This is a genomic window from Saliniramus sp. (assembly GCF_035311605.1).
Lineage (GTDB): Bacteria > Pseudomonadota > Alphaproteobacteria > Rhizobiales > Beijerinckiaceae > Saliniramus.
Genome location: NZ_DATGCW010000268.1, coordinates 1 through 12,834, shown reverse-complemented (window position 1 = coordinate 12,834; position 12,834 = coordinate 1). Strand labels below are relative to the sequence as shown.

Below are 12,834 nucleotides of genomic sequence, written 5' to 3'. Positions count from 1 at the left end.
CGGCGAGGTGCACAGGCTGGCCGAGGCCTCCGACCGGATCGGCGAGATCATCGGTCAGATCGAGTCGATCGCGAAGCAGACCAACCTGCTCGCCCTGAACGCGACGATCGAGGCGGCGCGGGCCGGGGAGGCCGGCAAGGGCTTTGCGGTCGTGGCGGCGGAGGTGAAGAACCTCGCCGATCAGACTGCGAAAGCAACGACGGAGATCAGCGGCCAGATCGCCGACATTCAGGCCGCCACCTCCGGATCCGCCGAATCGATCACCGGGGTCGCCGAGACCATTTCAAACCTCGCCGGCATTGCCGGGGCGATCGCGGCGGCGGTGGAAGAGCAGGGCTCGGCCACGCAGGAGATCGCCCGTAATGTGCAGCAGGCTTCTGCCGGCACGCACGAGGTCTCGCAGAGCATCGACGGGGTGCGTGATTCCGCCGAGCGCTCGAGCGACGCGGCCAATCGCGTGCAGGGTTCTGCCGAGCGGCTGGCACGCGAATCCGATGCCCTCAAGGGCGCGGTCGACGATTTTCTCGGCGCGATCCTCGGCAAGGACCAGGCGCAGGGCGATCTGGCGAATGGTGAATTCGAACCGGAAACCACGGCAAAAGTCGCCTGAGCAGGCGCAACACCCGGTCCCGGTGCCGGCTTTCCGCAAATCTGCCCCGAATTTGACACAGTCTCCCGGGGCGCTATCCTCTTGTCATTGGTGGTGACGCGTCGGACTTGATTTCGACGCATCACCACCTTCGACGTCTCACGTAGTCGAGCGACCGTGTCCGTCGCGGTAACGATTTGCCGCGTCATCTAAACGCTTATCCAGCCGGGATTTCCGGATTCGGCTGCTGCGGCGTTTGCCCGCCATCCGGCGTTCGCTCTGTCCGGCTCACGAGACACAGGATCAGACCGCCCGGCATGGATCGATGACGATCTGACGGGCAGAAGCTGACGGTAAAGAGGACGACGATGACCAGGAAGACCCCCGATACCGAGCGTCTCGATGCGAAAGAGCGCGCACAACTCGCCGAACACCATCCTCAGCTGCCAAAACTCGCGGATGCGCTCGGCCAGGGCAAGGCCAGCCGCCGTGAATTCCTGCGCACGGCGACGCTGCTCGGCCTCTCCGCCGGAATCGCCTACGGCATGGCCGGCAAGATCACCGGTGACGGTTTCGTGCCACGTGCGTTGGCCCAGGACGGCACGCCGCAACGGGGTGGCGTGCTGCGCGTCTCGATGAACGTCAAGGAAATCTCCGATCCCGCGACAATCGACTGGTCTGAGAAGGGCAATACCCTGCGGCATGTGCTCGAGCCGCTGGTGCGCATTTCCAGTGACAATCTGGCTATGCCGCATCTGGCCGAGAGCTGGAGCGCGTCGGAGGATCTGCGCACCTGGACCTTCAATCTGCGCCGCGGCGTGAAATGGTCCAATGGTGACGATTTCACCGCTGATGACGTTATCGCCAATTTCGAGCGCTGGATGGATCCGGGCGTGGGCTCGTCCAATTACGGACGCTTCTCGGCCCTGCGCGAGAGCAACGACGACGGCTCGGGTATGGCGGATGGTGCCATCCGCAAGATCGACGACCATACGGTCGAGTTCAACCTGCGCGTCCCCTTCCTCGCCTTCCCCGAGAGCATGGGCGATTACCCCGCCCTGATCGCCCACCGCTCCTTCCAGGGCGGCAACTGGGCCAATGAGCCGATCGGCACCGGGCCCTTCAAACTCACCCGCTTCGGCGTCGGTGAACGCGCCACATTCGCGCGCCGCGAAGACGGCTGGTGGGGTGGCGAGGTCTATCTCGACGGGATCGACTATATCGATCACGGCGACGACCCGGCAGCGCCCTTCGCGGCCCTGGCCTCGGGCCAAGTCGATCTGCTCTACCGTCTGAATGTGGAGCAGATGCCGGCAGCCGAGAACATGCCGTCCATGATGATCTACGAAGCGCAGACCGCGCAAACCGGTGTAGCACGCATGAAGGTCGATGAGGCGCCCTTCGACGATCCGCGTGTGCGCCGGGCGATCCAGGCCTGTGTGGACCACGACCGGCTTTTGCAGATTGCCTATCAGGGGCTCGGCGTTCCCGGTGAGGATCATCACGTTGCGCAAATCCATCCGGAATATGCCGATATCGGCGCGCCGCAGCAGGATTATGATCTCGCACGCGAACTCCTCGCGGAGGCCGGTTACGCCGACGGGCTCGACATCACCATCGACTGCGTCGCCCAGCCGACCTGGGAGCCCAATACCTGCCAGGCGCTGGTGGAGATGCTGCGCCCCGCCGGCATCAATCTCAGCGTCAACATCATGCCAGGTGGCACGTACTGGGACCGCTGGACCACAACCCCCTTCGGCTTCACCAGCTGGACCCACCGTCCGCTGGGCACGCAGGTGCTCAGCCTCGGCTATCGCTCCGGCGTGCCGTGGAACGAATCCGGTTACGCGAATCCGGATTTCGATGCGCTGCTAGACGAGGCCGAAGCCACGCTTGATGTCGATGCGCGCCGCGAGATCATGGCGCAGCTGCAAACCATGCTGCAGGACGATGCCGTCTTCGTGCAGCCCTACTGGCGCTCGATCCACACCGCCAGCAGCCCCCGCGTGAAGGGCTACGCCCACCATCCGGCGGAGGAGCACCATTTCGAAACGGTGTGGCTCGAAGCCTGATGCGTGCCTGCACAAAGCGCTCACCATGTTTCCTTCCCCTCAGGGGAGGGATCAAGGCTGGGATGGCCCCGGTACAAGGTCTTCAACGACAGCGCATGAGGCGCGCGTTTCCCCCCACCCTCAATCCCTCCCCGCTGGGGAGGGAGGCCGGGCGAGCGCTTCATGAAGGTCGCGCCCGGGCATCGATATCCATCAGGAAATCCCGCTCATGCTGATCTTCCTCGCAAGGCGCGCGGGATACATGATCCTGACCATGCTCGTCGTTTCCATCCTGCTGTTTCTGCTGCTGGAAGTGAACGGCGACGCGGTGGCGGTGAAGGTGCTGGGGCCGTATACGACCGACGAGCAGCGCAATCTCTGGCTTGAGGCAAACGGCTATTTCCGGCCCGTCTACGTGCGTTATCTCGAATGGCTGGCCAACATGCTCACCGGCGATTTCGGCGAGTCGATCCGCTTTCGCGTGCCTGTCGCCGAGGTGTTGGTGCCGCGACTGATCAACACCGCGATCCTGGGCGGTGTCACCTTTGCGGTGATGATCCCGCTGGCGCTGATCATGGGCGTTCTGGCAGGCATGAAGGAGGGCTCGAAGCTCGATCGCTCGCTCTCCGTCACGGCGATCATCACCACCTCGATCCCGGAATTCGCCAGCGCTGTTCTGCTGACATTCCTCTTCGTCTTCTGGTTGTCCTGGCTGCCGGGCACGAGCGGCATGACGGACGGTTTCCGACCGATCGAACTGGTATTGCCGGTGACGGTGCTGGTGCTCTACGGGTTCGGCTATATCGCGCGCATGACCCGCGCCTCCATGGCCGAGGTAATGCAGACGCCGTATATCCGCACGGCGATCCTGAAGGGCATGCCCTATCGGCAGGTGATCATGCGCCATGCCCTGCGCAACGCGCTGATCGCCCCGTTCACGGTCATCATGCTGCAGATCAACTGGCTACTCTCGGGCGTGATCGTGGTGGAATTCTTCTTCGCCTACAAAGGTTTCGGCGCGCTGCTGCTGGAGGCCTCGCTCAATCAGGACATCTTTCTGATCCAGGCCTGCGCCATGGTCGCCGTCTTCGTCGCCGTGACCACGCAGACCATCGCCGATATCGGCTATACTTATCTCAACCCGCGTATCCGGTTCGCGTGAGGAGGATGGCATGAACGAACATCGTCCTCCGCATATCGATTCCACCGAACCGGTAAAGCCGGCGCCGCCGCTCGTGGTCGCGGCGCGCAGCCTCGCGCGGGGGCTTTGGCAGTCGCTGAAACTGCTGCGCGAGAGCACCGTCGCCATGATCGGGGCCGGTCTCGTCGGTTTCTGGGTGCTGGTGGCGATCTTCGCCCCCTGGCTCGCCCCTTACGATCCCAATGCCCAGGTGCTGCCCTTCGCCACACCCTTCACCGAACATCCCGAGGGCGGGACCTTCTGGCTCGGCGCGGATCATCTGGGGCGCGACATCCTAAGCCGCGTGATCTGGGGCTCGCGCACGGTCCTGTTCTAAGCTCCCCTCGCCACGGCCTGCGCTTTCGCGGTCGGGATCGTGATGGGGCTGGTTGCGGGCTACAAACGCGGCTGGATTGATGACGTTCTCAGCCGTATCTCGGATATCATTCTCTCCTTCCCCATTCTCGTGCTCTACGTGGTCATCATCACGACGTTCGGCGCCTCGGGATTCAACATCGTCGTGGCCGTGATCTTTGCGAGCGCGCCGGGGATCATGCGCATCGTGCGCGGACTCGTGCTCGATCTGCGCAACCGCGATTACGTCGCCGCCGCCCAGACCCGTGGGGAATCGACCCTGCGTATCATGTTCGTCGAGATCCTGCCCAATGCGCGCGGCCCGCTGATTGTCGATGCCTGCCTGCGGCTCGGCTACACGATCATCACCATCGGCGTGCTCGGCTTCCTCGGTCTCGGCCTGCCGCCGCCGGATCCCGATTGGGGCGGTATGGTCAACCAGACGCGCTCGATGGCGACATTCGCGCCGCATATGACGATCTTCCCCGTCATCGCCATTTCCTCGCTGGTGCTGGGCTTCAACCTGCTGGCCGACGGCATCCGGGAGATTTCGCTCAATGACTGACGCAAGAATGCCGAAAGCCGCCGAGCCGGTCCTCGCCATCGAAGGGCTGTCGATTTCGTATCAGACCCGCGCGGGCGCGATCCCCGCCGTGGTCGATTTCGATCTCACCATCGCCGCCGGCGAGAGCGTGGCCCTTGTAGGGGAAAGCGGTTGCGGCAAATCGACCGTGGCGAATGCGATCATGCGCTACATGGGTCGCAACGGGGCGATCACGGCAGGCGCGATACGCTTCAAGGGGCGCGACCTGCTCGCCATGGGTGAATCGGAACTGCGCAGCCTGCGCGGGGCCGAGATCGCGATGGTCTATCAGGAGCCCTTCGCCGCGCTCAACCCGTCCATGACCATCGGTCGCCAACTCATGGAAGTGCCGATGATCCACGAGGGCGTGGGGGAGCGGGAGGCGCATGAGCGCGCCACGCGCATGCTCGAGGACGTGCGTCTGGCCGATACCGAGCGGCTGATGGCCTCCTATCCCCACCAGCTCTCCGGGGGGCAGCAGCAGCGCGTCGTCATCGCCATGGCGCTGCTCGCCAACCCCTCGCTGCTGCTCCTCGACGAACCGACGACTGCGCTTGATGTCACGGTCGAGGCGGGAATCGTCGAACTGATCGGCGAGATCAAGCGCAAGTTCGGCACTGCGATCCTCTTCATCAGCCACAATCTCGGCCTGGTGCACGAGGTCTGTGACCGGGTCAGCGTGATGTATTCCGGCGATGTGGTGGAGGAGGGCGCTGTCGGGGATGTCTTCACCCATATGCGCCATCCCTATACGCGGGGCCTGTTCGGCTGCATCCCGCTCCCCGTGGCCGGACGTGACGAGCGTCCCTTGACAGCCATACCCGGGCAGTTGCCGCAGCCCCATGAACGCCCGCACGGCTGCAATTTCGGCCCGCGCTGCCCCTGGTTCGAGCCCGGGAACTGCGATGCCGGCAATGTGCCGATGGTCGATGCCGGGATCGCCGGGGAGGCGGCTCATCGCGCGCGCTGCCTGCGCCTCGATACCGTCGATGAAGCACCCCCACTCATTCCTGACGCTGCAGCGCGCGCAGAGGCGGCATCCACGACCGAAGGGGATGTGGTGCTTTCCGTCGAGGGCATGCAGAAATACTATCCCGTCTACGACCGTTCCATGGCCGCGCTTATCGCGGGACGCTCGGTGCGCTGGGTGAAGGCCAACGAGGCGCTCGATTTCGAGGCGCGGCGCGGGCAGACGGTCGCGATCGTGGGTGAGAGCGGCTGCGGAAAATCCACCTTCGCCAAGGTGCTGATGGGGCTTGAGACGGCGACCGACGGCGCCATCATTTTTGAGGGCGACGATATTGCCGAGAGCGCCGTGACAGCGCGCCCGCAAAAGCAGATCGCCGCCTTGCAGATGATCTTTCAAAACCCTAATGACACGCTCAATCCGAGCCACAGCGTCGGTGCGCAGATCGCCAGGGTTATCCGCAAATTCGGAGTCGAGACCGACCGCGTGAAAATCCGGGAACGGGTCTACGATCTTCTCGATCTGGTCAAGCTGCCACGTGATTTCGCCCGCCGCATGCCGCGCCAGCTTTCCGGTGGGCAGAAACAGCGCATCGGCATCGCCCGTGCCTTCGCCGGCAATCCGTCCATGGTGATCGCCGACGAGCCCGTCTCCGCGCTCGACGTTTCGGTCCAGGCGGCGGTGACGCAACTGCTCACGGACATTCAGCGGGAGAATGATACCACGCTGATCTTTATCAGCCATGACCTTTCGCTGGTGCGCTATCTCGCCGACCGGGTTGTGGTGATGTATCTCGGCCAGATCATGGAGCAGGGGCGCGTCGAGGACGTGTTCGCACCGCCCTACCATCCCTACACCGAGGCGCTGCTCTCCGCCGTGCCGGTTGCCGATCCTCAGATCGAGAAAACGAAGATCGTGCTCGAAGGCGCTGTACCCAGTCCCCTCGATCCGCCGAAGGGCTGCCCCTTCGCCACGCGCTGTCAGCACAAGCTGGGCAGGATTTGTGACGACGAGCGTCCGCCGGTTCACGCGCGCGCCGATGACCACCACATCGCTTGCCATATCCCCGTGAATGAGCTGGAAGCGATGGAGCCGGTCTTTCGCAAGGTGCAGGCCTGATCCGGTTAGCCGTGCAGGAGGGGAATCTATTTCGCACTGCAATATATATCGCTAGGTAAGGCGAGCTCTATTGATGATTGTATCTATGACTTTCCATACGTAATGAATAACTTTTTTTAAGGTTTATTTGCTCTCCTGTGTGCAACCGACAAACGCCATGGGAACCGAGACTGTGAGATTCACTTCATTTCTGCCCCGCCTTCCAAACGTCACGCGCCTTGGATTGCGCGGGCGTATCGCGATTGGATTCGCGGCCATTCTGATACTGGCTGTAGGCATGGCCGGGTTCGCGATCTTCAATGCATTGCGGCTCGACCGGGATTTTGCCGACTACCGGACGATCGCGAATGAGACGCAGCGTGCGGAAACCCTCTCGGCGGATTTCACCCGGATGCTCGTCCTCGCGCGCGACGAACTGTCGGCACCGGACGAGGAGCGCCGTGAGATGATCGCCGATGTGAGCCATCGCGTCCGAAGCCAGATCATGGAAGCTGTGGAAGCCACATCATCTGACGAGCGCCGCGCCATGCTCACGCAGATCGTGATGACCTATGACGAATTCGAGCGCGGAGTTGACTCGCTCTTCGCCATGGATTCGCAATTGCGCAGCATCGTGGCCGACGAGGTGGAACCGGCCATGGCCGCCGTGACCGAAGCCGTCTGGCAGCTCGTCTATTCCGCTTCACTCGAGGGCGATCTCGACACCTCGAATGAAGGCTCGCGGGCGCTTCAGTTCGGTCTCGTCTCGCAGGCGGCCTTCGCGCGTTATCTGACGGGTGATGATCAGGCCCGCAACCAGGCTGAGATGACGGCCGGGCGCGCGCTCAACCTGGCCAGGGAGTTGCATGAAGACACTACACATGCGGCGCGCAAGAACTGGCTCGCCACCATTGCCGAGAATCTCGAAATCTATCAGGCCTCGATGCTGCGCGGTATGGAGGTATCCGACGAACTCGCCGTCATGCGCGCCGATGTTCTGGGTGAAAGCGAGAAGATCATTGCCGGGCTGACCTCGGATATCGTGACGAGTGCCTCGCAGGATGCGCATGCGATCGGTGACGGCACCGCATCAGCTGCGATGCAGGTGGTGACGATGACCATTGCCGCCACCGCGCTGCTTGCCGTGCTCGGTATCGCCATTGCCTTCGTGATCGGGCGTTCGGTTTCCCATCCGGTGGTGGCCATGACGACTGCGATGCGCGAACTCGCCGACGGCAATACGGCGATCACCGTACCCGGTCGCGAGCGTTCCGACGAGATCGGCGCCATGGCGGGCGCTGTGGAGATTTTCCGCCAGAACGCCATCGAGCGCGCGCGTCTCAGCTCCGAGAGCGAGAAGGAGCAGCTGGAGCGGGCGGAGCGCCAGCGCGCGGTGGAGCGGCTGATCGCGGAGTTCCGGGATTCCGTCGGCACCATGCTGGAAGGTGTGACCGGAAACATGCAGCAGATGCGTGACACCGCCCAAAACCTCACCATGATCGCCTCCCAGACGGCGGATCTGACCGAGCAGACTGCCTCGGCATCTGAGGATTCGAGCAGCAACGCCACGACCGCAGCCGAAGCCGCCGAGAGCCTCAACGGCGCCATCAACGAGATTGCCCGCGCCGTTGGCATGACCACCGAGGTGGTCGGTCGCGCCACGCAGGCTGCCGATCATACCAATACACGGGTGGCGAGCCTGTCGGATGCCGCGCAGCGCATCGGTGATGTGATCGGTCTGATCCAGGAGATCGCCGAGCAGACCAATCTGCTTGCGCTGAACGCGACCATCGAAGCCGCGCGCGCCGGAGAGGCCGGCAAGGGCTTCGCCGTTGTCGCGGCGGAGGTCAAGAATCTGGCGGATCAGACGGCGAAAGCGACACAGGAGATATCCGGACAGATCAGCGCGATCCAGGGTTCGACCAAGGATGCGGTGTCCAATATCGAGCAGATTGCCGGGATCATGAAGGAGGTCTCGGAACATACCACCTCGATCGCCGCCGCTGTCGAGGAGCAGGGCGCCTCCACCGACGAGATCACCCGCAACGTCCAGCGCTCGGCCCAATCAAGCCGCCAGGTCGCCGGGAATATCGAGAGCGTCAAGGCGTCGACCGGCGAGACCAACCGCTCTGCCGATCATGTGCTGCACTCCGCCGATGCCGCCACTGACGAAACGCAAAAGCTGCGCCGCGCCATCGACACCTTCCTCGAACGCGTCGCAGCCGCGTAAGCTGCATCGCGTTCGCGCCGAAGCGAAAAAAGCCCCCGCATCGTGATGATGCGGGGGCTTCGTCATTCGGAAGGCCATCGCAGGCGGGGTTGGGTGCAGGCGGGGCTTTCAGCCCTGATGGGCCTTCACGTCCTGGCGCTGTTCGCCGAGACCATCGATCCCCATGGTGACGACATCGCCGGCCTTGAGATAGCGCGGCGGCTTCATGGCGGTGCCGACGCCGGGGGGCGTGCCCGTGGTGATCACGTCGCCAGGCTCAAGGATCATGAAATGCGAGATGTAGGAGACGAGCTGGGCGCAGTCGAAGATCATGGTCTTCGTCGAGCCTGTCTGCATGCGCTCGCCATTGACGTCGAGCCACATGCCGAGATCCTGCACGTCGGCGATCTCGTCGGGCGTCACCAGCCAGGGGCCGAGCGGGCCGAAGGTCGGGCAGCCCTTGCCCTTCGACCAGGTGCCGCCGCGCTCCATCTGGAATTCACGCTCCGATACGTCGTGGCAGATACAGAAACCCGCGACATAAGCCAGCGCGTCGTTTGCCGCCACATAGGAGGCGCGCTTGCCGATGACCATGGCGAGTTCGATCTCCCAATCCGTCTTCTGTGAGCCCTTGGGAATGATCACGTCGTCATTGGGGCCGACGATGCAGGAGGGCGCCTTGTTGAACAGGATCGGCTCGGCCGGGATCGGCGCACCGGTTTCCGCCGCGTGATCGGCGAAGTTCAGCCCGACCGCCACGAAATTGCGCACATCCGCCACGCAGGGACCGATTCGCACGCCTGCCGGTGCCATCGGCAGCGAGGCCGGGTCGAGGGCGGCGATTTTGGCGAGCACCGCCGGATCGAGCGTCTTGCGACCGATATCGTCGATATGCGCCGAAAGATCGCGCATCGCGCCTTCTGCATCGATCAGTCCCGGTTTTTCTGCGCCGGGTTCGCCGTAACGTACGAGTTTCATCTTGACCCTCTTGGTTTCCTCGCCGCGATCATGCGGGCGCAAAGCCGCGAAGACAAGGTGCGCAACAGATTGCTCCGCCGTGAGGAAATCCCATCACGCGGTGATTTCAGGCGCGCATCAGGACATAGGTGCCCGGTGCATCGCAAATCGGTTCGACCTTCCCGCCGCCCGGTTCGCGCGCGGGGACCTCGCGCGGGTCCTTTTCGCGCACCCATTCGAACCAGTGCGGCCACCATGTACCCGGATGCTCGGTGGCGCCGGCGATCCAGTCTTCGAGCGTGCCCACCGGCGGACCGTTGGTCCAGTGCTGGTATTTCGGTTTCGCCGGCGGGTTGACCACGCCCGCGATATGGCCGGAACCCGCGAGCACGTATTCGACCGGGCCGCCGAAACAGGCCGAGCCGACGAAGACCGATCTGGCGGGAGCGATATGATCCTCACGCGTCGCCAGATTGTAGATCGGTATCGTCACCTTCGAGAGATCGAGCCGCACGCCTTCGAGCTCCGCGCGTCCCTGCGAGAGATTGTTCTCGAGATAGCAGTTGCGCAGATAATAGGAGTGGTTCGCCGCCGGCATCCGGGTGGAATCGGAATTCCAGTAGAGCAGGTCGAAGGCGAAGGGATCCTTGCCCTTGAGATAATTGTTGACGATGTAGGGCCAGATCAGATCGTTGGGACGCAGCATGTTGAACGCGGCCGCCATGCGCCCGCCATCGAGATAGCCGCGCGCTTCCATGTTCTGCTCGATGGCGCGGATCTGCTCCTCGCAGGCGAAGATCTTGAGATCACCCGCGTGGGTGAAATCCACCTGGGTGGTGAAGAGTGTCGCCGATGCGATACGGTCGTTACCTTTCGCAGCCATATAGGCGAGCGCCACCGAGAGCAGGGTGCCGCCGACGCAATAGCCGATCGCCGAGACCTGCCGCTCGCCGGTGATCGTCTCCACCTGTTCCAGCGCGGTGAAGATGCCCTCGCGCATGTAATCGGCAAAGCCCTTGTCGCGGTGGCGCTCATCCGGATTGACCCACGAGATGCAGAACACCGTCAGCCCCTGCGCCACCGCCCAGCGGATGAAGCTCTTGTCCGGGTTGAGATCAAGGATGTAGTACTTGTTGATCCAGGGCGGCACGATCAGGAGCGGGCGCGCAAGCACTTTTCCGGTCGTGGGCGCGTACTGGATCAACTCGATCAGATCGTTGCGAAACACCACCTTGCCGGGGGTGTTTGCCATGTTCTCGCCGACCTTGAACTTGCTGGCATCGGTCTGGCGAATCTTCAACTCGCCGTGGCCGGCCTCAATATCTTCCGCGAGCATCTTCATGCCACGCGCGAGATTGGCGCCGCTTTCGTTGAAGGTCTCGCGGATGACTTCCGGGTTGGTGGTGAGAAAATTCGAGGGCGAGAGCGCTCCGGCGAGCTGTTTCACGTAGAAACGTGCCTTCTGGCGGGTCTCCTCGTCGATATCGTCCGCCTCGTCGACCATGTCCTCGGCCCAGCGCGATGTGGCGAGATAGGCCTGTTTGAGCATGTCGAAATAGGCGTTGGTCGACCAGTCCTCATCCTTGAAGCGCCCGTCCTTGGGATCGGCGGCGACCGCCGGCGCGACCTCCTCGCCCTGCATGCGGCGCAGCGAATTCGCCCAGATGTCCATGAAGGAGAGCCCGAGGCGGCTTTGTGCCTCGACGGACTTCTGGGGGTCGACGAGCCATTTTTCGGTGACCTGGACGAGCGTCTTGACCATGTCGCTCATCTCGTCCGCCGCACCGACATGGCCGCGCCGTTCCTCCAACGGCTTGAGATAGGCCGCCGTCGCCTTGCCGGCTTCCTCGTAGAACCGGGCCATGTTGCGTGTCAGCGCTTCGAGATCGGGGGAGGGAACCGCTTGCTCGTGTGCGGCTTGCGAACCATCTGCGGAAGCCGTCTTGCGCCCGGAATCGGATTTCGACGCCGATGCGGCCTGATCAGTACGCTTGGATGTCGGCGCCGGCGGCGGCGTCGGATCGCGATCGGGACGCGGTGCCTTTCCGGCGACTTGTGCGGTGCTGCCGTGTGTCGTGTCGCCGAGAGATTTGTCGGCGACCTTGCCGGTAGGTTGCGCTTCTGCGCCCGGTTTACGCGTAGCGGTGGCGGCGCGCGCCGTTTTGGCTGATGTCCGTGCCGATGGCCGTGCGGATGACTTTTCTGCAGATGCCGACTTCGCCGGTTTCGTTGCGGACTTCGTTGCGGGCTTCGTTGCGGACTTCGTTGCGGGCTTGGCCGCCTTGCTCGCCGTTTTTGCCGACCCCCTCCCGGATTTTGCGACGGAGGCGGGCGGAGAGGATTTTGCCGCTTTTGCAGGCGGTGCGGCGCCATTGGCGGGTTCGTGACCTGCCGCGCCCGATATGGGCTTGCTCCGGCTCGATCGGGATTTTCCGACGTCACGTGCAGGTGCCGGGCTGTCGCTTCTGGTTGTCCGGTTGTCGGCCACGGTGCTCACTCCCCTTCCCCAGGCAGCTTTATCCTCAAAAAGGATCCGCCATTCTTTCGACATCGTAACCTGTGCGCTATGCTGTCGGCTAGACCCGGTAAAGGCGTAGTTCAGGATTACGTGTCATTCCGCTATCGGTTACCGGCTCGACGGAGGGTCCGCAATGCCGGGAAGGCGCTGCCTGATCCCGCCCCGACCGGGCGTTATGTATCATGGTGAGGATCACGCGACGATGATATCCGGCCCGAGCCGTCACACCAAGCCTGACACGCCCAGGCCTGACACGCCCAGGCAATCCGGACGGATCCGCCATGTTGCTGCGGCGCTCGCATGCGCCCTGATTCTTGGCGGCTGTGCG

At 63.4% G+C, this 12,834-nt stretch carries 10 protein-coding genes; 8 read left to right on the top strand and 2 right to left on the bottom strand.

Features of this window, described 5'->3' with window-relative positions; translation table 11 throughout:
• From VKP01_RS12215 to VKP01_RS12185, 7 genes are all read left to right on the top strand, one after another.
• Positions 1–610 (top strand): methyl-accepting chemotaxis protein (locus VKP01_RS12215; protein ID WP_324412670.1); only part of this gene is annotated, 610 nt, incomplete at its 5' end.
• Between the two features lie 347 nt (positions 611–957).
• Positions 958–2,661 (top strand): ABC transporter substrate-binding protein, encoded by a 1,704-nt coding sequence (locus VKP01_RS12210; RefSeq protein ID WP_324412668.1) that lies wholly within the window; start codon positions 958–960, stop codon positions 2,659–2,661.
• A gap of 208 nt (positions 2,662–2,869) precedes the next feature.
• Entirely contained in the window at positions 2,870–3,802 is a 933-nt protein-coding gene (locus VKP01_RS12205; protein ID WP_324412666.1) for an ABC transporter permease, read from the top strand.
• A 10-nt stretch (positions 3,803–3,812) separates the two neighbouring features.
• Positions 3,813–4,157: a hypothetical protein gene (locus VKP01_RS12200; protein ID WP_324412664.1), complete on the top strand. Its 345-nt coding sequence runs from the start codon at positions 3,813–3,815 to the stop codon at positions 4,155–4,157.
• 42 nt (positions 4,158–4,199) lie between these two features.
• The gene (locus VKP01_RS12195; RefSeq protein ID WP_238947159.1) at positions 4,200–4,739 is read left to right on the top strand and encodes an ABC transporter permease; all 540 of its coding nucleotides are present in this window, start codon (positions 4,200–4,202) and stop codon (positions 4,737–4,739) included.
• Complete coding sequence (locus VKP01_RS12190) at positions 4,732–6,843, top strand: ABC transporter ATP-binding protein (RefSeq protein ID WP_324412661.1); 2,112 nt, start codon at positions 4,732–4,734, stop codon at positions 6,841–6,843. Before VKP01_RS12195 ends, VKP01_RS12190 begins: the two co-directional genes overlap by 8 nt.
• Positions 6,844–7,120: 277 nt before the next feature.
• Positions 7,121–9,052, top strand: a complete 1,932-nt coding sequence (locus VKP01_RS12185) for a methyl-accepting chemotaxis protein (RefSeq protein ID WP_324412659.1) — start codon at positions 7,121–7,123, stop codon at positions 9,050–9,052.
• Between the two features lie 108 nt (positions 9,053–9,160).
• On the opposite strand, the gene VKP01_RS12180 is transcribed toward VKP01_RS12185, so the two are convergent.
• Both VKP01_RS12180 and VKP01_RS12175 read right to left on the bottom strand, forming a co-directional pair.
• On the bottom strand, positions 9,161–10,009 hold the full coding sequence (locus tag VKP01_RS12180) for a fumarylacetoacetate hydrolase family protein (protein WP_324412657.1): 849 nt from the start codon (positions 10,007–10,009) through the stop codon (positions 9,161–9,163).
• 106 nt (positions 10,010–10,115) lie between these two features.
• Positions 10,116–11,852 (bottom strand): class I poly(R)-hydroxyalkanoic acid synthase, encoded by a 1,737-nt coding sequence (locus VKP01_RS12175; protein WP_324412655.1) that lies wholly within the window; start codon positions 11,850–11,852, stop codon positions 10,116–10,118.
• Between the two features lie 127 nt (positions 11,853–11,979).
• On the opposite strand from VKP01_RS12175, the gene VKP01_RS12170 reads away from it, so the two are divergent.
• On the top strand, positions 11,980–12,375 hold the full coding sequence (locus VKP01_RS12170; RefSeq protein WP_324412653.1) for a hypothetical protein: 396 nt from the start codon (positions 11,980–11,982) through the stop codon (positions 12,373–12,375).
• Positions 12,376–12,834 lie beyond the last annotated feature (459 nt).

What these genes read in the sequence shown, in the direction of transcription:
- VKP01_RS12210 (WP_324412668.1), top strand. Translation starts at nt 958, where the DNA reads ATGACCAGGAAGACCCCCGATACCGAGCGTCTCGATGCGAAAGAGCGC.
- VKP01_RS12205 (WP_324412666.1), top strand. Translation starts at nt 2,870, where the DNA reads ATGCTGATCTTCCTCGCAAGGCGCGCGGGATACATGATCCTGACCATG.
- VKP01_RS12200 (WP_324412664.1), top strand. Translation starts at nt 3,813, where the DNA reads ATGAACGAACATCGTCCTCCGCATATCGATTCCACCGAACCGGTAAAG.
- VKP01_RS12195 (WP_238947159.1), top strand. Translation starts at nt 4,200, where the DNA reads ATGGGGCTGGTTGCGGGCTACAAACGCGGCTGGATTGATGACGTTCTC.
- VKP01_RS12190 (WP_324412661.1), top strand. Translation starts at nt 4,732, where the DNA reads ATGACTGACGCAAGAATGCCGAAAGCCGCCGAGCCGGTCCTCGCCATC.
- VKP01_RS12185 (WP_324412659.1), top strand. Translation starts at nt 7,121, where the DNA reads ATGGCCGGGTTCGCGATCTTCAATGCATTGCGGCTCGACCGGGATTTT.
- VKP01_RS12180 (WP_324412657.1), bottom strand. Translation starts at nt 10,009, where the DNA reads ATGAAACTCGTACGTTACGGCGAACCCGGCGCAGAAAAACCGGGACTG.
- VKP01_RS12175 (WP_324412655.1), bottom strand. Translation starts at nt 11,852, where the DNA reads ATGGCCCGGTTCTACGAGGAAGCCGGCAAGGCGACGGCGGCCTATCTC.